Annotated in this window: 24 protein-coding genes; 18 read left to right on the forward strand and 6 right to left on the reverse strand. The window is 41.1% G+C overall.

Annotation, left to right across the window (positions count from 1 at the left end; genetic code table 11):
• A complete protein-coding gene (locus tag ACQK2H_RS01615) occupies positions 1 to 1,209 on the forward strand; it encodes an erythromycin esterase family protein (protein WP_425389728.1) in 1,209 nt (402 codons plus the stop codon).
• Here ACQK2H_RS01615 and ACQK2H_RS01620 read toward each other — a convergent pair.
• Together ACQK2H_RS01620 and gpmI are read right to left on the reverse strand one after the other, a co-directional pair.
• Entirely contained in the window at positions 1,190 to 1,786 is a 597-nt protein-coding gene (locus ACQK2H_RS01620) for a hypothetical protein (RefSeq protein WP_425389729.1), read from the reverse strand. The two genes, ACQK2H_RS01615 and ACQK2H_RS01620, sit on opposite strands and share 20 nt — an antisense overlap.
• Before the next feature lie 2 nt (positions 1,787 to 1,788).
• A complete protein-coding gene (gene gpmI / locus ACQK2H_RS01625) occupies positions 1,789 to 3,291 on the reverse strand; it encodes a 2,3-bisphosphoglycerate-independent phosphoglycerate mutase (protein WP_425389730.1) in 1,503 nt (500 codons plus the stop codon).
• 131 nt (positions 3,292 to 3,422) lie between these two features.
• Here gpmI and ACQK2H_RS01630 point away from each other — a divergent pair, with 131 nt between their 5' ends.
• The 8 genes from ACQK2H_RS01630 (at position 3,423) to ACQK2H_RS01665 (ending at position 10,813) form a co-directional block, all read left to right on the forward strand.
• Positions 3,423 to 3,797, forward strand: a complete 375-nt coding sequence (locus ACQK2H_RS01630) for a DUF4783 domain-containing protein (protein ID WP_425389731.1) — start codon at positions 3,423 to 3,425, stop codon at positions 3,795 to 3,797.
• Positions 3,798 to 3,840: 43 nt separating this feature from the next.
• On the forward strand, positions 3,841 to 4,698 hold the full coding sequence (nadC, locus tag ACQK2H_RS01635; protein WP_425389732.1) for a carboxylating nicotinate-nucleotide diphosphorylase: 858 nt from the start codon (positions 3,841 to 3,843) through the stop codon (positions 4,696 to 4,698).
• Between the two features lie 54 nt (positions 4,699 to 4,752).
• A complete protein-coding gene (locus tag ACQK2H_RS01640; RefSeq protein ID WP_425389733.1) occupies positions 4,753 to 5,232 on the forward strand; it encodes a YcxB family protein in 480 nt (159 codons plus the stop codon).
• Positions 5,233 to 5,235: 3 nt separating this feature from the next.
• The gene (locus ACQK2H_RS01645) at positions 5,236 to 5,712 is read left to right on the forward strand and encodes a regulatory protein RecX (RefSeq protein WP_425389734.1); all 477 of its coding nucleotides are present in this window, start codon (positions 5,236 to 5,238) and stop codon (positions 5,710 to 5,712) included.
• A 74-nt stretch (positions 5,713 to 5,786) separates the two neighbouring features.
• Positions 5,787 to 6,293 (forward strand): hypothetical protein, encoded by a 507-nt coding sequence (locus ACQK2H_RS01650; protein ID WP_425389735.1) that lies wholly within the window; start codon positions 5,787 to 5,789, stop codon positions 6,291 to 6,293.
• Between the two features lie 8 nt (positions 6,294 to 6,301).
• Positions 6,302 to 7,327, forward strand: coding sequence for a hypothetical protein (locus ACQK2H_RS01655; protein ID WP_425389736.1), 1,026 nt, complete (start codon positions 6,302 to 6,304; stop codon positions 7,325 to 7,327).
• The gene (locus ACQK2H_RS01660; RefSeq protein ID WP_425389737.1) at positions 7,324 to 7,938 is read left to right on the forward strand and encodes a LysE family translocator; all 615 of its coding nucleotides are present in this window, start codon (positions 7,324 to 7,326) and stop codon (positions 7,936 to 7,938) included. The genes ACQK2H_RS01655 and ACQK2H_RS01660 overlap by 4 nt, the downstream gene beginning before the upstream one ends.
• Before the next feature lie 115 nt (positions 7,939 to 8,053).
• Positions 8,054 to 10,813: a prolyl oligopeptidase family serine peptidase gene (locus tag ACQK2H_RS01665; RefSeq protein WP_425389738.1), complete on the forward strand. Its 2,760-nt coding sequence runs from the start codon at positions 8,054 to 8,056 to the stop codon at positions 10,811 to 10,813.
• Between the two features lie 49 nt (positions 10,814 to 10,862).
• Here ACQK2H_RS01665 and ACQK2H_RS01670 read toward each other — a convergent pair whose 3' ends face one another.
• Together ACQK2H_RS01670 and ACQK2H_RS01675 are read right to left on the reverse strand one after the other, a co-directional pair.
• Positions 10,863 to 11,522 (reverse strand): LiaF transmembrane domain-containing protein, encoded by a 660-nt coding sequence (locus tag ACQK2H_RS01670; RefSeq protein WP_425389739.1) that lies wholly within the window; start codon positions 11,520 to 11,522, stop codon positions 10,863 to 10,865.
• Between the two features lie 87 nt (positions 11,523 to 11,609).
• Complete coding sequence (locus ACQK2H_RS01675; RefSeq protein ID WP_425389740.1) at positions 11,610 to 12,197, reverse strand: hypothetical protein; 588 nt, start codon at positions 12,195 to 12,197, stop codon at positions 11,610 to 11,612.
• Positions 12,198 to 12,410: 213 nt separating this feature from the next.
• Between ACQK2H_RS01675 and ACQK2H_RS01680 the strand changes: the two genes are divergently transcribed.
• Complete coding sequence (locus ACQK2H_RS01680) at positions 12,411 to 12,785, forward strand: Hsp20/alpha crystallin family protein (RefSeq protein ID WP_425389741.1); 375 nt, start codon at positions 12,411 to 12,413, stop codon at positions 12,783 to 12,785.
• Between the two features lie 9 nt (positions 12,786 to 12,794).
• Positions 12,795 to 13,391, forward strand: a complete 597-nt coding sequence (locus tag ACQK2H_RS01685; RefSeq protein ID WP_425389742.1) for a class I SAM-dependent methyltransferase — start codon at positions 12,795 to 12,797, stop codon at positions 13,389 to 13,391.
• Here ACQK2H_RS01685 and gdhA read toward each other — a convergent pair.
• Positions 13,388 to 14,740, reverse strand: coding sequence for an NADP-specific glutamate dehydrogenase (gene gdhA / locus ACQK2H_RS01690; protein ID WP_425389743.1), 1,353 nt, complete (start codon positions 14,738 to 14,740; stop codon positions 13,388 to 13,390). The genes ACQK2H_RS01685 and gdhA overlap by 4 nt on opposite strands.
• A 181-nt stretch (positions 14,741 to 14,921) precedes the next feature.
• On the opposite strand from gdhA, the gene ACQK2H_RS01695 reads away from it, so the two are divergent.
• On the forward strand, positions 14,922 to 15,095 hold the full coding sequence (locus ACQK2H_RS01695) for a hypothetical protein (protein ID WP_425389744.1): 174 nt from the start codon (positions 14,922 to 14,924) through the stop codon (positions 15,093 to 15,095).
• Here ACQK2H_RS01695 and ACQK2H_RS01700 read toward each other — a convergent pair.
• Positions 15,092 to 17,014: a CASTOR/POLLUX-related putative ion channel gene (locus tag ACQK2H_RS01700; protein ID WP_425389745.1), complete on the reverse strand. Its 1,923-nt coding sequence runs from the start codon at positions 17,012 to 17,014 to the stop codon at positions 15,092 to 15,094. The two genes, ACQK2H_RS01695 and ACQK2H_RS01700, sit on opposite strands and share 4 nt — an antisense overlap.
• A 226-nt stretch (positions 17,015 to 17,240) precedes the next feature.
• Here ACQK2H_RS01700 and ACQK2H_RS01705 point away from each other — a divergent pair, with 226 nt between their 5' ends.
• From ACQK2H_RS01705 to rodA, 6 genes are all read left to right on the forward strand, one after another.
• Complete coding sequence (locus ACQK2H_RS01705) at positions 17,241 to 18,494, forward strand: TAXI family TRAP transporter solute-binding subunit (RefSeq protein WP_425389746.1); 1,254 nt, start codon at positions 17,241 to 17,243, stop codon at positions 18,492 to 18,494.
• Between the two features lie 88 nt (positions 18,495 to 18,582).
• The gene (locus ACQK2H_RS01710; protein ID WP_425389747.1) at positions 18,583 to 19,614 is read left to right on the forward strand and encodes a rod shape-determining protein; all 1,032 of its coding nucleotides are present in this window, start codon (positions 18,583 to 18,585) and stop codon (positions 19,612 to 19,614) included.
• 7 nt (positions 19,615 to 19,621) lie between these two features.
• A complete protein-coding gene (mreC, locus tag ACQK2H_RS01715) occupies positions 19,622 to 20,422 on the forward strand; it encodes a rod shape-determining protein MreC (protein ID WP_425389748.1) in 801 nt (266 codons plus the stop codon).
• Positions 20,419 to 20,934, forward strand: coding sequence for a Rod shape-determining protein MreD (locus ACQK2H_RS01720; RefSeq protein ID WP_425389749.1), 516 nt, complete (start codon positions 20,419 to 20,421; stop codon positions 20,932 to 20,934). The genes mreC and ACQK2H_RS01720 overlap by 4 nt, the downstream gene beginning before the upstream one ends.
• On the forward strand, positions 20,931 to 22,754 hold the full coding sequence (locus ACQK2H_RS01725; RefSeq protein ID WP_425389750.1) for a peptidoglycan D,D-transpeptidase FtsI family protein: 1,824 nt from the start codon (positions 20,931 to 20,933) through the stop codon (positions 22,752 to 22,754). Before ACQK2H_RS01720 ends, ACQK2H_RS01725 begins: the two co-directional genes overlap by 4 nt.
• The gene (gene rodA, locus ACQK2H_RS01730) at positions 22,723 to 23,991 is read left to right on the forward strand and encodes a rod shape-determining protein RodA (protein WP_425389751.1); all 1,269 of its coding nucleotides are present in this window, start codon (positions 22,723 to 22,725) and stop codon (positions 23,989 to 23,991) included. Before ACQK2H_RS01725 ends, rodA begins: the two co-directional genes overlap by 32 nt.
• Positions 23,992 to 24,011 lie beyond the last annotated feature (20 nt).

Below are 24,011 nucleotides of genomic sequence, written 5' to 3' on the forward strand. Positions count from 1 at the left end.
ATGAGACACCTAACCGTTACCTTCATTATCCTCAAATCATTCTTTGCATTCACACAAGATTTTTCAAATCTCCCTGTCCATTCAATTGAGGAGAAAGCGGACTTTTCCTTTTTCGAGCCAATTCTTAAGGACAAAAGAGTTGTTTTGCTTGGTGAAATGACTCACGGAGATGGAGCTGCTTTTAGATTAAAAACAGACTTGGTTAAATATCTGCATAAGGAGCTTGGATATAATGTCTTGGCTTTGGAAGATGGGATGTATTCATTTCTTAAGTGGAGTGAAAAGATGGATAAAGGGCAGGCAGAATTTGAGGACATTCTTAAATCCATGCCCTACCAATGGAGTAACTCTTTTGAGATGCAAGAGCTTTTCTCTTATCTAAAGGAGAATCCTGATTTAGTATTTATCGGCTGTGACAACATTGATGATTATCAATACCTTGATGTATTTTTATCGGAGGTTGATTCATTGGCAAAAGCGCTTCAAATACCAGTTTATGAAAGCTTCGATCAGGATTTAGCATTCCTTTTAAAGTATAGAGCTTCCAAGCCAATCGAGGATGAAAATAAGGAAGCACTCTTGACTTATTTAAGTCGAATGTCGTTAGAGCTCCAAGCAAAAAAGCCTTCAATCAGGAACACCTTTTGGATTAGAGTTTTGGATGGCTTGAAAGTTCATGCTTCTGAATGGTGGGATGTAACTACGCACACGAAACCTGACTGGTTCGATTATAGAGTTCATGATAGCACTATGGCTCTTAATATCCAGTGGTTGATGAATGAACGATACAAAAATGAAAAAATAATAGTTTGGGCGGCTAATATGCACATAGCACGAAATGTTCCTACCAAAGTTAAAAGCCACAAATATTTCAAAAATGAAAACACAGTGGTCGTCGGAGACTATCTCGAAGATTTGATAGGTGATGATTTTTTCAGTGTAGCAACAATAAGTTATTCAGGAAAATACCTACATAATGCAGATTACCATATTCAAACCATTAAAGAAAAATCAAAGAGGACACTTGAGTATCACTTAGCTAAAAGCCACGAAAAAGCTTTTGTAGATTTTTCGAATCACAGGAATCTTGGAACATTTAAAATGTCTGGAGTTCTTCATTACTTAGAGTTGAAGGGTGAATGGACTAACGTATATGATGGAGTACTGTTTATTAAAGAAATGACTCCAGCTACTTATCCAGAGCGGTAGAAATGCTTATCCCAAACCTCACCGTATCCTTAAACATCATTTTCTGATAGCCATTGATTTCAATCGACTGAATTAGTCCATCCCGGAAGTCAATACTTATGTCTCGGTGGTGGACATATACGTCTTTGTCTTCATGAAATGTAGCATTAATAGCGGAATAGATATCGCCAATCTTTACGTAGCGGACATTTTTGAGTTCCCCCTTCTCCTCAGGGCCAAGTGTTAGCACTGTTTGATTACCATTTTGTTCTTTGGTAAAGGCTCCTATGTATTCAGGCTGATTCGGATTGATTTCTTTAAGAAAGTCAAGCTCGTTTTTCCATTTGGTCGTATCCATTTGCACAACCTGCTCCTCACTTTGACCCTCCAGGCTTACCGTTTTTTTAATAGTTGTCTTACCTAAGAGAGGGACTTGTTGCTTAATCAATTCCTCAAAATTCGGGTATTCAGGAATTTCAACATCCTCTGGCTTGAGCTTTTGACAGCCCAATAGAATGAGTATCAAAAAACACCCCTGTAATCCCGTAACAACAAACTGCCGCAAGGGAACACTCTTCAAATCAATTAATCGACTCATCTTCAAATCAAAACATTACCAGTCATCTCTTCAGGGCTATCAATGCCCATAAACTTTAGTATGGTTGGAGCCAAGTCTCCCAGCTTTCCTTTTTTGAGATCACCTTTAAACTCCTTGTCAACCACAATGAATGGCACAAGGTTCGTGGTGTGTGCTGTATTTGGTGTGCCGTCCGGATTGATCATCATATCTGAGTTGCCATGATCAGCAATAATAATTGATAAGTAGTCGTTTTCTAGTGCCTTATTGACCACAGCTTCCGCACACTGATCCACTGTTTCACAAGCTTTTACCGCAGCTTCAAACACTCCGGTGTGACCCACCATGTCCGGGTTGGCAAAATTCAAACAGATAAAGTCAGCAGACTTTGCATCAAGCTCAGGAATGATTTTGTCTCTGATTTCAAAGGCACTCATTTCCGGCTGGAGGTCGTAAGTGGCTACCTTGGGCGAAGGACAAAGGATTCGTGTTTCTCCCTCGAATGGGTTTTCCCTCCCTCCTGAAAAGAAAAACGTAACATGCGGGTATTTTTCTGTTTCAGCAATACGGATCTGTTTTTTTCCATGTTTCTCCAGCACCTCACCTAGTGTCATATTCAGGTTTTCTTTACCATACATCACATGGACACCTTTAAATGAAGCGTCATAATTTGTCATGGTGACGTAATGAAGATCCATTTTTTTCATTTCCTGTTCAGGAAAATTCTGCTGGGTAAGCGCTTGCGTAATTTGTCTGCCTCTGTCCGTTCGGAAGTTAAAACAGATAACAACATCTCCTTCTTTAATCTTTGCGTCAGAACAGATGATGGGCTTGATAAACTCATCCGTTACATCCTCCATGTAAGACTCCTCGATGGCTCTTAATGGATCTTGCACTTTTTTTCCTTCACCATGCACCATGGCATCATAGGCAAGCTTTACTCGTTCCCACCGATTGTCACGGTCCATTGCGTAGTATCTACCCGTAATGGTAGCTAGTGACCCTGTCGTATCAGCCATGTGATGCTGAAGGTCTCTTAAGTAATCCACACCACCTTTTGGGTCGGTATCTCGTCCATCTGTGAATGCATGAACATGAACATCGTGTAGATCTTCTTCTGAAAAGGCAGAAAGTAAACCTTTTAGATGATTGATATGTGAATGAACACCACCGTCTGAAACCAGCCCGATTAAATGGATGGGCTTATCGTTTGCTTTAGCATAATCTATTGCGCCACGAAGCGTCTCATTACTCGCGATAGAGCCATCCTCAACGGCATTACTAATTTTTACTAAATCCTGATACACCACTCTTCCTGCGCCGATATTCATGTGTCCAACCTCTGAATTACCCATCTGCCCATCAGGCAAACCAACGGCCAAACCGGAAGCTTCAAGCGTATTGTGAGGATATTCGGCAAACATGCGATCCATGAAAGGTGTGTTTGCTTTATCAATCGCTGAAACGGACTTGTCTTGGGCAATGCCCCAACCGTCAAGGATGAGGAGGATAACTTTCTTTTTCATATGGCAAATATAGAAGCGGCATTTTTTGAATCTGGTTTACTGAATGAATAAATTGGGCATGGTTTTTACTACATTATGTACAAAGAATTGAGAGGAGCTGAAATATGCAGCTGGTAAACCGACATTAAATAATGAAACTGATTATAATTTTTCTTTCCTTATCGATCTTTTCAATTCAGGATGAGATCATGCAGGATATTGGAACTGCAATGAAAGCAGGCAGTTCAAAGGAGTTAATAAAGTTTTGCAATCAAACGATAGAAATTAAGATCAATGGGGAAAGTTCGAATTACAGCAAGGCACAAGCGGAAGTAATCTTGAAGAATTTTTTCACAAAAAACCCTCCAAAGAACTTCAACTACATTCATCAAGGGGCTTCACCTGAGGGCCTTAAGTATACGATTGGAAGGTACACACATGAAAAAGGAGCCTTCAGGGTGGTTATGTTTATCAAGAAGATTGGCGACAAATACCTCATTGATACTTTGAATTTCAGTGAGGAGTAGCTTATTTCGCCTTACCCCCACGCCAGAATAAATCCGCCATGTTATGCAACTACCATATTTAACCACAAAAAACATCAATGCCTTCATAAAGGCTGCCCTTTCTGAGGATATCGGAGATGGGGATCATTCCTCACTTGGTTCCATTCCTGAAGGTGCACGTAATAGGGCACACTTGATTATTAAAGGAGATGGAATTATTGCCGGCATAGAGTTGGCTGAAAAAATCTTTAATCATGTTGATAAAGACTTGGTGCTTGACTTCCACAAAAAAGATGGCGATCCAATTCAACATGGTGAAATTGGCTTTTCGGTTGAAGGAAACTCTCGTTCGATTCTTTCATCTGAGCGATTGGTCTTAAACTGCTTGCAGCGGATGAGTGCAATTGCGACCTACACGCATCATATGAACCAGCTGATCAAGGGATCAAAGGCTCGTTTACTTGACACCAGAAAAACTACTCCTTTATTTCGTCTACCGGAAAAGTGGGCGGTTGTCATAGGAGGAGGAGTCAATCACCGGTTTGGGTTATATGATATGGTCATGCTTAAGGACAATCACATTGATTTTGCCGGCGGAGTTAAAAATGCCATCAATCAAACGGTGGCGTACCTTGAAAAAAACAACCTCAAATTGAACATTGAGGTAGAAGTGAGGAACTTGAGAGAGCTGGAAGAAGTGTTGGAGGTAGGGATGGTAAACAGAGTGATGTTGGACAATATGCTTCCATCAGATATTAAGCAGGCGATAAAGATGATCGGAGGACGCTTTGAAACTGAAGCATCTGGGGGAATTACTGAAAAGACGATTTCTGAAATAGCAGAGACAGGAGTCGATTACATATCTGTAGGTGCACTCACCCACTCATACACAAGTCTTGATATGAGTCTCAAAGCTATTTAAATTCTATATTCGCGGTAGAAACATTTTCGAAGTAGAAACGAGAGCGATTGAGACATGATAGTACGGACAAAAAAATACCAGCTTCCAACCAAAACATACATCGGTGTAGCATTGAAAGCAACACTTAAGCAGCAATGGTGGGTCTTTTTGATTTTCCTGGCCATTTGTTCGGGCTACTTTTTGGCACCCAGCCATTGGTGGATAACCGGAGCATCGATTGGATTGGCTTTATACCTGCTTTTTTGGTTGATCCAATTCGCTGGTATTACGCAGCTGGAACAAGGAAAATTCATGTTCCAAAAACTCTCTTATGAGATTTCTTCTCAGCAGATCTTGATTAAAATGAATGCTAAGCAAGGCATGCCTATGAAATGGGACCAAATCAAACGCGCGAAAAAAGGGAAAGATGCGTTCACTTTATTTGCAAGTAAAGCACAGCTCGTTCATTTGCCATTCAAGATTTTCAATAATGATAACGAGATTCGGTTTCTTGAAACGGTACTTAAGCGCAAAGGGTATATCCAGGAGAAGTAGATCATGCCTGGGAGGTTAGGCATCAAGGAGGCCAAGCAGCGAGCCGGCAGGTTTTGTGCTTTTCGGGAACGATCACCCAATGAGCTCTTCGAGAAATTACAAAGCTGGGGCCTGCCGGAAGATCAAGCGTCAGAGGTTCTTTCAGAGCTTTCAAAAGAAGGCTTTGTAGATGAGCAGCGATTTGCAAATGCTTTTTGTAATGACAAATTCCAGTTTAACTCCTGGGGAAAGCAGAAAATAAAAGCACATATCTATTCGCATAAATTGCCCGAAGTGATAGTTACCAATGCGCTCAACAGAATCGATCCGGACCAGTACGAAAACAGACTCTTTGAGCTGGCTGAAACCAAGTGGCAGAGCCTTGAAAGAGAAACTGATCGAATGAAACGCAAGCAAAAAACGGTCAACTACCTCGCAAACAAAGGGTTTGAAATGGATTTGATTTGGACAGCTATCAATAAGTTGGAAGAACGTCTCTGAAATTACTTTTTCGGGAATTTTTAAAATCTGAAAGAAATAAAATCCGTAAGTTTATTTCCGGATAAAATTATTTTATGCTTCATTCATCAGCTAAGGATCTACTTTCACAATTAGAGATAGTCGTAAACGCATGTAAGGACGAAGACTTTGCTCGTCCACTGGATGAGTTAAGTAAGTCTACATTTGGCCAACACATTCGTCACACCTTAGAGTTTTTCATTTGTTTGTTTGATGCAAGAAACGAAGGAGTGGTAAACTATGATCAGCGCAAGCATGATACACTGATAGAAACTGACAGAAAGTTGGCCTTAAGTGTCATTTCATCCATCATTACGTTCCTTGAAAAGGATCAGGAAGATTTTGAGTTGGTCTTTGAGGCTAACTATTCAGAAGAGGATGGACAGGACTTTCAAATGAAAAGCAGTTTTTACAGAGAACTAGCATACAACATTGAGCATGCCATTCACCATATGGCATTACTGAAAGTCGCTGTAAAGCAGTCGCTGAATTACATTTCGTTACCAGAACATTTCGGTGTGGCCAGCTCCACTGTGAGGTATCGAGCCAGTACTAAATCTTAGCTACTATTTTGATAAAGAAGTTTTTTATCAGACTGACCAATTGGGAGTATTGGCCATTTGCGGTACTCTACTTTCCCATTTTCATTTATTACGGGTGGTTGATCCTAAAGCACCGCTCCTTTTTCTTCTTTACTGCCTCCAACCCAAGTATTGAGTTTGGTGGGATGTTTGGAGAAAAGAAGTCTGATATATTCAAATTGATACCTGCTGAGCACTTGCCAAAAACGGTATTGGTTCAGCAAGGTGATTTGGAACGGGCTTCCTTCATGGCCGAGGAGATTGGTTTTCCAATCATCGCTAAACCGGATGTTGGCGAACGAGGGGTTTGGGTGGAGAAAATCAACAATCAGAATCAGCTAAAAGAATATGTAAGAAAATGTCCTGTTAATTTTCTGCTTCAGGAGCTAATCGATTATCCAATCGAGCTAGGCGTATTCTTTGTTAGAAAACCGGATGAAAAAGGAAAAATTACATCCATTGTACGAAAGGATTTCTTAACAGTAACCGGTGATGGAAACACCAAGCTGATTGATTTATTGGAAAAGAATGAGCGTGCATTGATGACGGCAGATCTTAAAAGTGATTTCGTTGTGGCAAACAAAGAGTTGATTTTAAAGCATGGAGAAACATTGGTGGTCGAACCCATTGGGAACCACTGCAGAGGCACCAAGTTCTTAAACGACAACCATGAAATAGATGACGAACTGACTGATGCTTTTAATGAATTAGCGGATCAAGTACCTGATTTTTACTTTGGAAGATTTGACTTGAAGTGTACTTCTTATAGCGACTTAAAGCAATTAAAGAATTTCAAAATATTGGAATTAAATGGAGCTGGGGCTGAGCCGGGGCACATCTATGAGCCGGGATATCCTTTGTGGAAAGCCTACAGTGACATCCTTTGGCATCTGCGTCTTTTGTCTGATATTAGTGCTCTGAATCGAAAAAGAGGCCATTCCTATTGGAGCTTTTGGAAGGGCTATCACATGTGGAAATCGCATCGTCGATATAATCGCTTGCTTACCAGTTCATGATTATTCAAACATTAATCGTTGCTTTTATAGTCAGTTATATTGGTTCCATTCCACCCGGAACCATCAACGTTTCTGTAATGCAGTTGGCTATTCTGAAGAAAAGAAGAGCCGCCGTTTTTTTCGCATTGGCAGCATCAGCAGTTGAATTTATCTATGCAGGTATCACGGTACAGTTCCACATTTTTCTCAACAACAATGAGACCATAGCAGATTATTTCAAGATCATTACCTCTATTGCCCTTATTGCTCTGGGCTTGTACAATATATTCTCAAAATCAACTTCATCATCGATTAAGGTAGACACGAAGGTGACCGGAAGGCACGGCTTTTTGCGCGGGTTAATTTTAGGCATATTAAATCCGATGACGATCCCATTTTGGCTGGCCATTACCACCTACCTGGAAAATGACGACCTGATCAATGTGGATGGATACGGTTTTTGGATGTATTTGATTGGTCTTGCAACCGGTACCTTTTGCCTGCTGCTCACGGTCAATGCATCCGGCAAGCGCTTTACAAAAATTGCCGATAATACATTCCTTGTGCATAAAGTTCCGGGCTTCTTATTGTTAGGGTTGGGCGTTTACTTTTTGTTGAAATTGGTAATGTAAAACCCCCATACAACCGCCTGTATAGTTTTACCTAAGTGCTAGAGCTTATTTTCATTAGTATTAAATTTCAATTAGCGTTTTAGTAAGCTTTTTAATCCCCAGAAAAATGATTGATATGAAAAAACTCATTTTACTTCTTGCTGTAATTCCATTTTTTGGAATTGCTCAATCCAAGAAAGAACTAGACCACAGCGCCTATAATGAATGGCGCAGTGTAGAAAAAAGGATGGTTAGCAACAACGGCACACATATAGCCTACTCGTTAAAGCCAAATGGATATGGCAATGAATCTTTGATGCTTCATGAATTTAATGGAGCACTTGTGCTTCAGCATGACCGATCGTATAGTCCGTATTTCACCAATAATTCAAAGTTTTTAGTTTTTAAGGTATCTCCTGATTTTGATGAGCTCAGGGACTTAAAGCGAAAAAAAACGAAGGAAGATGATCTTCCGGGAGACACACTTGCGATATACAATATTGCCTCGGGCAGCATTGAAAAGATAGCCGGATTACAGTCTTTTAAGGTGCCCAAAGAGTGGGACGACTATGTGGTGTATTTGTATGAACCTGCACCCGATACTGCTAAGAAAAAGGAGAAAAAACGGAGCAAAAAGAATGGTTATGACTTGGTGCTAAGGAACCTGAGTGATCAATCGGAATACACGTTTCCATATGTGCTGGACTATGAAATTGCAGAAGATGGGGCAAGCCTGGCATTGACAACCACCGGAAATGACAGCACCCTTGCCGAAGGTGTATATCGGTTTGATTTTGAAGAAAAATCATTTTCACCTATTTATCGGGCGAAAGGCAAATACAGCCGATTGGCGTGGGATAATGCCGGGGAGCAACTAGCCTTTATTTCAGATACAGATACCACCAAGGCGCTAAAAAGAGACTATCATCTGCATTATTATAAAACAGACTGGGACAGCAGCAAGACCATTGCTACTAATGAAAGCTTGAATGACCTGATGGTTAACGATGACTTCAATCCATATTTTTCTGAATCCGGAAGCCGCCTTTTTTATGAGGTGAAGGAGTTTCCTGTTTTGCAAGACACGTCACTGCTGGATGAAGAAATAGTGAATGTTGAGGTTTGGAACTACCAGGACCAACGAATTTATACACACCAGGAGGATGAAAAGAATGATGACTTGAAATTTGGCTACCTCAACTACTATGACGCTCAAAAAAATCAAAACGTGAAGTTGGGCGGGGCGGACTATTCACGGGTCATTGTCAGTGATGAGGGTGATGGCAATACAGCATTAGCCATGAGTGATTACAATTATCAAAAGCTCATTACCTGGGAGGGATATTCTTTGAATGACCTTTATCGGGTTGATCTTACTTCAGGGAACAAGACAAAGGTTGCTGAAGGTGTTCGAGGGTTTGTCTCACTTTCACCCAAAGGAAAGTACGCCTACTGGTATAATAACAGCGACTCATCGTGGTTTACCTATTCATTTAATGACGATCAGATTAGGCAAATCACAAACAATAAACAGGTTCCTTTTTTTAATGAAATTCATGATACACCGTCAGACCCATGGCCTTATGGAGTCATGAGCTGGACAGAAAACGATGATCGTGTACTGATTTATGATCGATATGATATTTGGGAAATTGATCCGGCAGGGAAGATAGCACCTAAGCGGATCACGCCGAATGGCAGGGCTGAGAAGTTGTCCTATCGCTATGTCAAGCTTGACGATGAGGAGCGGTTTATCAAAAAGAATCAAGAACTCCTGTTATCCGGGTTTTACGAAGGAGATAAAAGTGAAGCACTCTTTTCAATGACTTATGGAAAAAACAAACCGACCAAGCTTCTCTCCGGAGACTATCAGTATGGCTCCTTTACTAAAGCTCGGGATGCAAATAATGTGATTTTCACAAAGGAGAATTTTCAGGTTTTCCCGGACATTCTGGCATCTGATTTAAGCTTCAAGTCCGTTAAGAAAGTTTCTGATATCAATCCACAGCAAAAAGATTATAAGTGGGGCACGATCGAGCTGGTTTATTGGACATCCCTTGATGGTCAAAAAATGGAAGGCATGCTGGTGAAACCTGAAGGCTTTGACCCGAATAAAAAGTATCCAATGATTGTCAATTTCTATGAGAAAAGCTCTGATGGACTCAATCGTCATAGAGACCCATACCCGGGCAGGTCTACCATTACATATAGTTTTTATGCATCAAGAGGCTACCTGATATTTAATCCAAATGTAAATTATAAAACAGGCTATCCGGGAGAAGATGCCTTCAACTGTGTGATTCCTGGAGTTACTTCACTGATTGAGAAAGGGTTTGTGGATGAGGACAATATTGGTGTACAGGGGCATAGCTGGGGAGGCTACCAAATTGCGCATTTGATAAACGAAACGAACATATTTAAATGTGCTGAGTCCGGTGCGCCGGTTGTCAATATGATTAGTGCGTACGGTGGTATTCGCTGGGGGTCTGGTTTGAGTCGGATGTTCCAATACGAGCGCACACAGAGCAGAATTGGAGGAACCCTTTGGGAATACCCGCTCCGGTATATTGAAAACTCCCCGATTTTCTTTGTTGACAAAGTGCAAACGCCAGTGTTGATTATGCACAACGATGAAGACGGAGCTGTGCCATGGTACCAAGGCATTGAATATTTTGGAGCATTGAGACGATTAGGCAAGCCCGCCTGGATGTTGAATTACCGAGGGGAGCCACACTGGCCCGTCAAAGTGCAAAACCGAATCGACTTTAACATTCGTCTGGCCCAATTTTTTGATTATTACCTAAAGGGAGCACCAATGCCTAAATGGATGCGAGATGGTGTTCCACCGACTGAGTTAGGGATTAATCAGGGGTATGAATTATTAGAGGAGGATTAGTGGAAGGAGTAAAAGACCTGAGATTAAACCTCAGGTCTTTTACTTATACTCAACTCTTTATTTCTCCACCACCGAACATGGTGAACCCTTTAATGTGAACCGTGGCGGACGGAGTGTCACTGATGTTTTTTCTGGCATCACTAAACCCTCCAAAAATGGCGGTGGCATCCATATTTACCTTCCAGTCTTCCGGCAGGATCAACTCGACACCTCCAAACATGCAGAAGATTTCGATGACTGCTCCATCTTGAGCTTTAGATCCCCTCATGTCAATTTCTGAGCCACCAAACAAGCAGGTGATTTTACCTCCCTGGAAGTTTTCAGAGACTAGTTTTTTCTCAGTACCTCCGAAAATGGCCACTTCATCGATGACATCATCTGAGCTCTCGGCAATATTCCTTGCCTGACCTCTTCGCCGAAAGATAAATGTGAGGCCAATAATGATCAGGATAACCGGCCATATTTCTCCTATCCTTACCACATTGTAATGGTGTAGATAAAAAACGGCAGCCAATCCAAAAAAGATTAAAGATGATTTGCCATTTCCTGACAATAAATTAATCACGCCTAATACCACAAAAACTGCTGGCCAGGAGAATAAATAATAAGGTAGATACATATCATATCCCATGTTATCCAAAAGGAATATGGTACCCAATAAGATCAGGATGATGCCAATAATGGCTCGTTTGCTGTTAGGTGAAGTCATAGGTTTTTAGTTTAGGTTTTATAAAACGCATCCCGTGTTTGTTAGTAATTCGGGCTTGGTTTAACGGGAATTTAGCTCATTTTTCGGTTAATTAAACCACCCGAAAAGCAGAGAAATACCAAAAGTGGGTCCATCAAAGTCCCCAGGATCAAAGTACTGCGAATCAACTCCGATGGTTTTTTGAAATCCGATATTTGCGTTGATTTTAAACCAGTAGGCAATGTTTGCCTCTCCGTAGAATGAAGGATTAAATACGAAAACATCATCCTCATTCACTTCCTGGTTTGTTGCTTCTGATTTTGTAGTAATGCCTCCCCAGCCTAATTTGGTGTCAATACCGAGGTGAAGGAGCTCGTCTGGCTTAATGTTATAACCCAACCAAAACCCACCGTGATCGAAACTGGAAGAATATCCGGCACCATCCAGTGTTGTTTCCTTGTTTGTAGTTAATCCTAGTCCGTAACCACCAATAAAAAAGGTGTTATCAAAGAGCACGGCTCCACCACCACCTGTCAGGGTGTTTAGCTGTCCGTCAATAGGCGTAAAAGAAAATAGCACCCCACCAAACCCGGAGATGTCCTCAGGGTCGTTACCGATCAGCGTTTTTGGTCGATCGCTTTGAGCATGAGCGATTATTGCGACAAGTAGCGAGAAAACAAATAGTGTCCTTTTCATGAGTATTTTATTTATGAGTTTGAAATTATGTAATCAAATTATTCCAAAGACAGAAAAAATGACGGAATGTTTCTTAAGCGGGATGAATTGTTGATTTCTTGGAATCAGTCAAAATGGCTAGTAACTTGAGGGATATCGGTCAAGGTGACATGTTTTTAAGGCAAATAGCTTTTGGAATGTCTTTTGCCAAACCACAGATAGAAATGAGATGAGATGAAAGTAGAAAGAGAAGTAACGAAACGACTGGCTGAAACAGCCAACATCATAAATGGAATAAATGGTGGTACGATATTCCCCACCTTTAAGAAAAGTACCGAAGCAGATCACTATCGGCTGGAAGTAAGCGCACCCTCAATAGACCCGGAAGATATCAAGGTAGAGGTGAACGGGAGTGACCTTCTGGTATACCAAAATATTCACGTAAACGCCTATACCCTTCCTAATGTGTTGGGGAAAGTGAAGATATCCGTGGATGTCGAACTGGAGAATATTCATGCGGAATTCGATGACGATCTATTGATAGTTATAATGCCTTTCAGTGAAATGTCAGGGGGGTTTCAAAAGGAAATTGATATTCACAGGCATTAAATTGCTGGTGTGAAAGCATCAGAGGTCAATAATTTTTTTGGTGACATGGATCTTTTCCTTATGGATTTGATCCTTAAAGAAAAAATCCCACAAAATGCCCAAGTGCTTGATGTTGGGTGCGGAGAGGGAAGAAACGGAATTTACTTCATCCAGAATGGATATGAATACACGGGCATAGACACTGATGAGTCGAAACTTCGCCTTGTTGAATACTTATCTCGTTCAATTACTCCTGCCAAAGCTCGCTTCAAAACTCAAGATTTACTTCAAGCTGATTCCTCTAAACAATATGACTTTATAATCTGTAGTCGGGTACTGCATTTCGCTGAATCATCAGCACAGTTTCTTAAAATGTGGGAAAAGCTTAAATCTCTCCTGCGTGTTGGCGGAGGTATTTATGTCTCCATGGACTCAGTTGTCGATACTCAAATCGGGAAGCCTTTAGCGGAAGGCAAGCACGAATTTCCTGATACGAAAACACGATTTGTATTGACGGAGGCTTTGTATGAGGTAATGAAAAAAGGGTTCGAAGAAATCGAACCCTTAAGAACATGGGTGCAGCACAATGAGCGTGCACAAAGCTTTTTAATTTTGAGAAAGGTTTAAACACATCCCTGGGCGAGCATGGCGTCCGCCACTTTCACAAACCCAGCAATATTAGCACCTTTCACATAGTCGACATAATCCTTGCTCTCCTGGCCGTGATTCACACAGTTTTCATGAATGTCTTTCATGATTCCTCTAAGTTTTTCATCAACCTCATCTCGCGTCCAGGATAATCTTAAGGAATTCTGAGACATTTCCAATCCTGATGTAGCTACACCACCTGCGTTGGAAGCTTTACCCGGGCTAAACATTAATTTTTTAGACTTAATTAATTCCACAGCGTCGGCAGTGGTAGGCATATTAGCACCCTCGAAAACACCTACACACCCATTTGAAATCAATGTTTTTGCGTCTTCCAGTGGCAACTCATTTTGAGTCGCACACGGATAGGCCAGATCGCATTTAATATTCCATGGAGTTTCATCTGCTCTGAACTCTGAGCCGCTAAACTTGTCAGCATATTCACTGATTCTTCCTCGTTTAACGTTCTTTAATTCTTTAATGAATGCAAGTTTTTCTTCATTGATCCCATCCTTGTCATAGATACACCCTCCGGAATCAGATACACTCACCACTTTGGCACCACTTTGAATTAATTTCTCAATGGCAAACTGAGCTACATTTCCTGACCCTGAAACAGTACATACTTTTCCTTCAAGATCATCACCTTTTAGGCTTAGCACTTCCTGACTAAAATATACACATCCGTATCCTGTAGCTTCCGGACGAATTAAAGAGCCACCATATGGAAGTCCTTTACCTGTCAAAACACCCGTAAACTCTCCCTGCACACGTTTATATTGGCCAAAAAGGTAACCAATCTCTCTTCCTCCCACACCAATATCTCCGGCAGGCACATCCGTGAACTGCCCGATGTATTTGCTTAGCTCAGTCATGAAGCTTTGGCAAAACCTCATAACTTCATTGTCACTCTTACCTTTTGGGTTAAAATCGGATCCACCTTTTCCACCACCCATAGGCAGTGTAGTCAGGCTATTCTTAAAAGTTTGTTCAAAAGCCAAAAATTTTAGAATACTTAGATTAACTGAAGGGTGGAATCGCAACCCTCCTTTATATGGTCCAATCGCAGAGTTCATCTGCACTCGATACCCTCTATTCACCTGAATGTTTCCTTTGTCATCCATCCATGGGACGCGAAACATGAACACCCGTTCAGGCTCACACATCATTTCAAGTAAGTTGGTGTCTCTGTATTTTGGCTTGTCGGCGATGAAAGGAATAATCGTTTCTGCTACCTCGTCTACCGCCTGCATAAATTCAGGTTCATTGGGGTTTTTACTCGCAACCTTATCAATGAATTGAGAAATTTCTTTAGAGTGATTGGACATGGGTTAGTTTATTTAATGAGTTGAATTTAGGTGTTTTTTATCTATTAAGCATCCGTTAAAACAACGAATATTACAGTAGAGTTAACATTAAAAAGGGTGAATTTAATCGAAATACAATATTAGCCTAAAACCAGACTAACATCTAGCACGTAAATTAGTTTAGATATAAACCACACGTACTATGAATTATTTAAAGCTAGAAAGCGAAATTATTTCTTCTGTACAGCATTTGAATGGACATCAAAAGAATGATGTGCTTGATTACATCAAAAACATCCGGCCTACAAGCCACAATTCCAGGCTATACAGAAGAAGAGCTATGAAGGAAATTAGGGAAGCACTTAAGAGTTCTTAGTCTTCCGATAAAACGATTACCATATCGTTTTCTTCGAGCACGAATTCATCGGTCTTCTTAGGGTTGAGCACAACGCCATATTGTTCATCCGCTAGCTTCGCTTTCGATATATTTCGATAGCCAATAGCGACTTCATTCTTTCTTGCCGCCGACTCAAGCACTGTATAAAAGTTCATCGGAACACCGGTTTGAACATATTCTCTCGCCGGCTTAATGTAGATCTCAGATCCATCAGCATCGAATAAATCTTCAAATACGCGCATCAAATCTTTATTCTCTGACACCTGACTCATCAACAAACTGATTAGTTTATCACTTACAATGAAGTCATCAGCACTAGTGATATCAGCCAGTTGTCTATTTCTGATATCGAGCATTTCACTTACGATCTTATACTTACTTCCTCTAACTTCAGTGAAATTTCTAAGGTGAAGAAGTGTAATAAGTGTTTGTGCATCGGCCTCCTGAATAGGGAAATAATTTTGGTAACAAAGTAGGATGATGTAGTTATAATGCTCAAGACCCATCGACTCCAGTGTCTCTCTTCCTGTAGTGTCTTTTACCTCAAAGCTTATGTTGATATTTTGAACACTGTTCTTCAACCGTTCAACGGTCTTTTCAGCGTCTGGAAATTTTGACACAATACGAACTTCTGACCCATGAGGCACGTAATTGTCTAACTCCTGGATGATATATCGTGCTCTATTATTCCAACCGACAATGAGAAGCTTTTCAGGAGCTTGAGGCTCTGGTTCGGTATACACTATTTTGCTCTCGTGAGGATCAATCTCCTGATCTACATTTGGAATCAACGTGTCATCATCTTCTGTAATACCAATTACTCTATCACCCTCACTAAAGATAGTCTCCATCGGTGGGTTGATTGCCACATGACCGTCAGCAAACTGAATTCCCATGATGGCTGAATCTTCATAAGCGAACAGCACATCTCTAAAAGGTTTACCTACTAAGGCCGGAGCGTCCTCAAAATAAATTTCATCTCCATCAAAATCCATTAGATCCTGATAAACCACACTCAACCCTGACTGCCTACTGGTTTGCACCATGATTTTCGAGATAATCTCGTCAGACAGTATAAGCTCCACTTCATCTTTCCCCACCATCTTGGCCACCTCAAAGTTTCGTTTGTCTTCCATCTCTGCTGTGATGTGGTATGGTCTTTTTTCTGCCGGACCCCTGAGCTTATCTCTTTTTGGATCCGTTACAATAGCCACAATAGTCTTAATTATTTGACTATCGGAGTTCTCATTTTCCTTATCCAGAATGATGATTGATTTTGCTTCGAAAGGATTGGCAATTTTTAAGTCATGGATATCAATAGGATTTCCGGTTCTGCAAATCACATGGGTGTTACCAGTATTTCCCACTTTGTCTTTGATCTCATCCTCCATCAACACCTTGTCCATGTCAGCAAGAATCACGATTACGCCTCGCTTTTGATTTTCGTTTGCTTCTACGATTTCCGGAATGATGGTAAATATTTTTGAAGACCACCCAAGGATTAGCACATGATCCTCTTCGATTACAAATGATCTACCTTTCCTTAACACCTCCAGTTTCGTAAGGATACCATTGGACACCAAACCAATCAATGTGGAAATAATAACAAGACCTAACACGGTTGTTATCATCATAAACAAGCGAAATGGCCAATTCTCTTCGTGGTTCCCGATCACACCAGGGTCAAGGGCATGTGTAAGGTTCACCCAAACAGATTCGTAAATAGTGAAATCATTATCATGGTCAGGATGAAGGCCCAGCAATAAAAGCACCCCCCCAAACAGGATGATAATTACAACTGTTATAACCCCAAGCCCCTTGATCATGGACATTGTTCCTTGCGAAACGAAACTGTCAAATCTGTAACTGAGTCTATCCTTAAAGGAAATGTTTTTCATGTGTCTATAAGTATTTTTTGCAGCCGCAATCTTTTTCAGATCACTTTAAAATGTGCGGTGACTTGCTTTCATTCAAAAAATAATCACTCTTTACTACAGGCAGCAAAACTACTCCTAAAAATAATGCAAAATAATGACTGGACGTCATTTAGCTGAAAAATGGCATGTGTCAAAGAGGAGACAAAGAAAATTAGCGGTATTTTTAATGTATGCGTAATATGCAGTTATGAAGAAGATAATCCCGCGCCTGGTCATCATATTTTTATTGGTGACTTCTTGTAATCCTACTTTAAACACATTCAAATTTATTTATAATGATGAGGGCCCTAATGAAGAAATAGCTCTCAGAATGGAGGAGTTGCTTGAAAGCAAATTTTATAATGTAGATATCCAGTTAATCAAAGGGGTAGGGACGAATGCAAACCTGGACAGCCTTAGCTTAGGAGGTGTAGATATCGCTTTAGTTGAAAACTATGTCAACTATCAGGAAGGCATTAGCTCTGCATTTTCAGTCTATTCGGAAGTACTACACATCTTTTACAGGGAAGATATTGATGGCAGCTCTTTTGAATCAATGATGTATTCAGGCCCCATTTATATCGGAAGAGCAGAATCTCCTACGTACAACATGATGATGGATCTCTTTGACTTCTATGGATTAGACCCATCCAGAATTGAAGTCACCTTTGACATGCCACAGGCAGGAGTCATTGTTGAGTTTACCAACCTGTTTACACTTGAGAAGCTCAAAAATTATGAAGGATTTAAGCTCTTTTCATTTGATCAGGTAGAGAATATTGGAAATGCTTCAATTGTGGAAGGGATTGCGTTAAAATACCCAAGGCTGTCTCCATTTGTTATCCCGGAAAATTCATACTGGGGTTATACTATGGATCCGATAGTTACGCTTTCTGTCGATTTAATTATGGTGGTTAGATCAGATTTGCTTGAAGTGACTGTCAATGATTTCACTAAGACGATGCTTCGAAACCGACAGGTTTTTACATCCATTGACCCGCTACTGTTCAATGGTCTGAGAGAGGACTTCAATCAAGGAATTTTGAATATACCTCTTCATGAAGGAGCACGCACATTTTTGGATCGGGACGAGCCCAGCTTTCTGGAGCGATATGCTGAACTAGGAGGCGTAATTCTCTCGATAGTAATCGCCATCTTCAGTGGAATTGTTTCGCTCACCAAGTGGCAGGCTCAAAAGAAGAAAGATAAGATTGATGAGTTTTATGAGGATTTGATGAATATTAAAAACGCTATACCTAAAATCAATCAAATCCCAACTGCAATCGAGTATGTAAAGCGTGTACAAGCAGCTCAAAATAAGGCTTTTGAGATGTTGATTGCTGAAAAGTTAGTTGCCAATGACAGTTTTAGAATCTACATGGAATTGTCAAAGGAAACCATCAATGAGCTACGTGGAAAAATGCGCATGGTGAAGGCAAAAAATGCACGCACAACTTCTTAAAAATGAAACTTTTATCACTATTTGGTGATGCTTTAGCTTTTATGCAAAATCGAACCTAAATTCGTGCTCAAATTCTGAGTGAGCATTCATGGGTCTTTTTGATTTTTTCCAGAGCGACATAGCTATCGATTTAGGTACTGCAAACACACTTATCATCAGTAAGGATAAGGTAGTTGTAGACGAACCATCCATCATTGCGATTGATAAAAACACCAACAAGGTGCTGGCAATCGGTCGCAATGCCATGCAGATGCATGAAAAAACACATGAAAATATTAAAACCATCCGACCGCTTAAGGATGGGGTGATCGCTGATTTCCATGCTGCAGAGCATATGATCAGGGGTATGATCAAAATGATGGATAAGGGCAAGAAAAACTTTTTGCCTGCTTCTCACAGGATGATCATCTGTATTCCTTCAGGCATTACAGAAGTGGAAAAACGAGCCGTTCGAGATTCTGCCGAACATGCCGGAGCAAAAGAAGTGTATATGATCCACGAGCCAATTGCTGCTGCAATAGGTATTGGGATTGATATAGACCAACCTGTCGGAAGCATGGTAGTAGATATTGGAGGAGGTACTACAGAGATCGCGGTTATAGCTTTAAGTGGAATCGTATGTGACCAATCCATTCGAGTAGCTGGAGATTCCTTCAACAAAGACATTCTGGACTACATGCGAAGACAGCATAATCTACTTATCGGAGAACGAACTGCGGAAAAAGTAAAAATTGAAGTTGGGTCAGCACTGACTGAGCTGGATGATGATGCTCCGGAAGATTATGAGATCCGAGGAAGAGATTTGATGACAGGCATTCCTAAAGTGATCAAGATTTCATACTCAGAGATTGCTTTTGCCATTGATAAGTCTGTGTCAAAAATTGAAGAGGCTGTGCTTAAAGCATTGGAGATATCTCCTCCCGAGCTTTCAGCGGATATATACGATAATGGAATTTACCTTACGGGTGGAGGAGCCATGTTGAGAGGTTTGGATAAGCGTCTTTCCATGAAGACGAAACTCCCGATTCATATCGCTGAAGATCCATTGAGAGCCGTAGTAAGGGGAACCGGAGCAGCGCTTAAGAACCTGAACCAGTTCAAAGCGGTATTGATGACCTAAGAAGTGAATGCAAAGGCTTTTAGATTTTCTCTATCAACAACGAGAGATAGCCGTTTTTTTGGGCTTGGAAATTCTAAGTGTGTGGTTGCTGGTCAATTTTAACAACCGACACAATGCAGCTTTTTTAAATTCCAGCAACGAGGCAATTGCTAACGTCAATCAAACTTCTGAAAACATTGGCGAATATTTTCATTTGACAGAGGTCAATAAACAGCTGATGCTGGAAAATGAAAAATTACAGCAAGAGCTTCAGAAGCTACGCACAGAAAAAAACTCCCAGCTTGATACCATTGATCAATATCAAGTAATTGGCGCGAGAGTGATCAACAATACGTTTGATCGAAATGTCAACTTTCTTACCATTTCTGCCGGAAGAAAAGATAGTATAAATGTGGGAATGGGTGTGATCTCGTCATTTGGTGTGGTAGGCCAGGTGAAGTCAGTAACAAACAATTTTGCGACCATCTATTCACTGCTTCATCCGAAGCTAATGGTGTCATCCAAAGTGAAGCGGACAGAAACAAAATGCACTGTGCAGTGGGATCAAGTCACATATGATCGGGCCAGCCTGAAGTATATACCTCGCCACATTGATCTTAAGGAAGGGGATTCGATCGTTACTTCCGGGTTTAATTCAGTATTTCCTGAAAATATTTTGGTAGGTACAGTGGATGAGTTGCACCTGGAAGAACATATGACCTTTTATGAAGCCAAATTGAAGCTGGCCACAGACTTTACCAGCTTACACCAGGTTTTTGTCATTAAGGATTTACTGAAGCAGGAAAAGGATTCATTAGAAGTGCTATGAATAGGGTAAGCGTAAAAGAACAAATACTGAACCTGGTCTTGCTATTGCTGATCCAGCTACCTCTAGTGCATCGGGTTACATTATTCAATCAAGCATTTGGGTTTTTCTATATTGGTTTTCTGTTGCTTCTGCCAAGAAATCTGGGCCGAACATATTTGATGATTATCGGATTTTTTGTTGGCTTATTGGTAGATATGTTTACCGACACACCCGGGATGCATGCATCAGCCTCAGTATTCATCATGTTTATCCGGGGCTTTTGGCTCAACATCGTTAATGATGATCTTCAGGATGTAAACAACCTAAACATTGAGAGCCTGAAAAAATCAGGGTTTCTTTACTTTATTTTCCCACTCGTTTTTATTCATCACTTCGTCTTATTCTTCGTTGAAAATGGAGGGTTCCATTTATTTGGGATGGTCTTGAGTAAAGTGTTTTTCAGTGCTATCTTTAGTACGTTGGTGATTTTCACAATCAACTTTGTGATTACACCTAAAAGACGGAGAGTATGAGAGGCAGAGGTGTCATAATCAGAGCGCTAATAGTTTTTACGACTGTCATTTTCGCGGCTCGCCTGTTTTATATCCAACTTCTGGAAGAGGACTATAAGGTTGCCGCAGAGAATAATGTCGTTCAAAAGATTATTCAATATCCTTTTCGTGGTTTGGTATATGACAGCAATGATAGTCTGGTGATTTACAATTCTCCGGTTTATGATCTCATGGTCGTTCCAAAAGAAGCAGAAATTGCAGATACTACGGCCTTTTGCAAATTGCTGGGTATCGAAAAAGAAGAGCTGAATGAGCGATTGAAAGATGCTGAGAAGTACTCATCCATTTTAGCGTCAAAATTAATTGAGCAGCTTTCTGATGAACTCTTTGCCAAACTACAGGATCAACTGATAAACTATCCCGGCTTTTATGTGCTTCCAAGAACGATTCGCTCGTATAATACTACTTCGCTAGCCAATGTGGTGGGCTATGTGGGGGAAGTAAGCGGCAGCTTTATAAACAGAGACACTACAAACTACTATCGCCCTGGGGATTACATTGGGATTGGAGGAATCGAAAAATCATACGAGCAATACCTACGAGGCAGACGAGGTGCCTCCTACAAAGTAGTGAATGTTCAGGGGATTATTAAAGATGATTATCGTGACGGAGAGTATGACACCTTGCCTAAGTCGGGAGAAAACATTCACCTTACGATTGATCTGGAATTGCAACAGTACGCTGAAAAACTCATGCAGGACAAGGTGGGAAGCGTTGTTGCTATCGAACCGAAAACGGGGAGAATTTTAGCATTCGTTTCTGCCCCGTCTTATGACCCTCACCTTTTGAGTGGGAAAAACCTAAGTAAAAACTTTCCTGAACTTAACAGGAATGAAGACAAACCGCTTTTTAATCGCCCTTTACAGGCTATGTATCCACCGGGATCAATGTTTAAGACCATCCAGGGAATCATTGCAATGCACGAGGAGGTAGTAAAGGCCGACGAGATTATACGTACGGATGGCTCTAATATTGGAGACCTTGCGCCTCCGGGTCCTTATAATATGATCAAGGCAATCACGAAATCTTCCAATAACTACTTCTATCTAATAATGAGAAGGATGGTAGAGCAAGGAATCGAAGAAAGCCAATACCTGGATTCCAGGATTGGTCTGGAAAAATGGAGAGAATATGTGATGCAGTTTGGGTTGGGCCGAACACTTGGTGTGGATCTACCAAATGAAAAAGCCGGGAAAGTGCCAAGTATCGAGTATTACGATAGACTTTATGGTGCCAAGCGATGGAAGTACTCTAACATTGCTTCACTTAGTATTGGACAGGGAGAGTTGTTAGTGACCCCACTCCAGATGGCTAATCTAGCAGCGATTTTGGCTAACAAGGGATACTTTATTACCCCTCATGTGGTTGATAAAATTGAAGGCTGGCCTAACCCCCATGTAAAAAAAGAAATCTTACCATTCGATCCAGAACTGTTTGATCCGATACTTTACGGAATGGAGCAGGTGGTAAGGGCAGGATCCGGGATTCGAGGATTTTTGGATACGCTGAAATTGGCAGGAAAGACGAGTACCGTTCAAAACCCGCATGGTGAGGATCACTCCGGCTTTATGGGGTTTGCTCCCCTTGACGATCCCAAGATCGCAATTGCTGCCTATGTTGAAAATGCGGGTCAGGGAGGTAGAGCAGCTGTATCGGTTGCCAGTTTGATGGCCGAAAAGTATGTATTGGGAAAGGTTTCACGTCCCTGGCTCGAAGATTATGTGTTAGAAGAAAGATATTTACCTGAAAATGCGCCAAGACCAACTCTCGCAGAAAACTGACTGGCTGTCAGTCCTTTTATTTGGGGTGCTTGTGATGGCAGGCTGGCTGAATATCTATGCGGCAGAGTATGACCCGGAGGTTAATCAAAGCATTTTTGACTTTAGTACCAGCGCAGGAAAGCAACTGATCTGGATTGCTACATCTGTGGTCATTGCATTTACCATATTCTTTTTTGATTACAAGTTTTTTGATTCGTTTGCTTACGTCATTTATGGAGTGGTAATGGCATTGCTTCTTTTCATTTTGATTGGAGGAAAAGAGGTGGCCGGATCCAGGTCATGGGTGGGTATAGGAGGTTTTGGCCTGCAGCCCTCCGAATTTGCAAAATTCGCTACCGCCTTTGCATTGGCGAGATACTTGAATCATCCCACCAGAAAACTGACCGACCTCAACACCTTAATGGTGGCTTTCGCTATTATTTTATTGCCGATGGCAATGACCATTTTACAGGGTGATACGGGTACAGCTCTGGTGTTCGCAGCGCTTGTCCTTCCGATGTTTCGTGAAGGAATGCCGCCTTTACTTTTGATCATTGGGGTATCTATTTTAGCTGTTTTCTTGTTGACACTGCTAGTAAGTCAGACGGTGCTCTTGGCCGGTATTGCTGTTCTTACACTCCTGGCGCTTGGCTTAAATGCAAGAAACCCCAAAAGACTGGTGTATATAGTGGCTTCCGCTATTGTTGTCACATTTGCTGTTCGAAGTGTGGACTTTATTCTGACAGATGTCCTTAAACCTCATCAGCAGAAACGGGTGTTGTCTTTGGTCAATCCGAACATAGATCCCTTAGGCGCAGGATGGAATGTTACGCAATCAAAAATTGCGATAGGTTCAGGTGGCTTTGCCGGCAAAGGCTATCTGGAAGGGACTCAAACGAAGTTTGATTTTGTGCCTGAGCAAACTACTGATTTCATTTTTTGTACCATTGGCGAGGAACAAGGTTGGCTGGGAAGCATGCTCCTCTTAGGACTTTTTACCACACTCCTTTTGCGACTTGCTCACCTGGCAGAGCGGCAAAAGTCTACTTTTTCACGGATATATGGTTACAGCGTTATCGGGATCATATTTTTCCATTTCACCGTCAATATTGCAATGACAATTGGGCTTTTCCCGGTGATTGGAATTCCTCTTCCATTTTTTAGCTATGGAGGATCTTCACTTTGGGCATTTACCATATTGCTATTCAGCTTTTTAAAGCTGGATGCGCACCGCATGCAGGTGCTTCAGAGGTGGTAATATATTCTCCTTGTCTGATA

This window comes from Ekhidna sp., assembly GCF_965228795.1.
In the GTDB taxonomy this organism is placed as follows: domain Bacteria; phylum Bacteroidota; class Bacteroidia; order Cytophagales; family Cyclobacteriaceae; genus Ekhidna.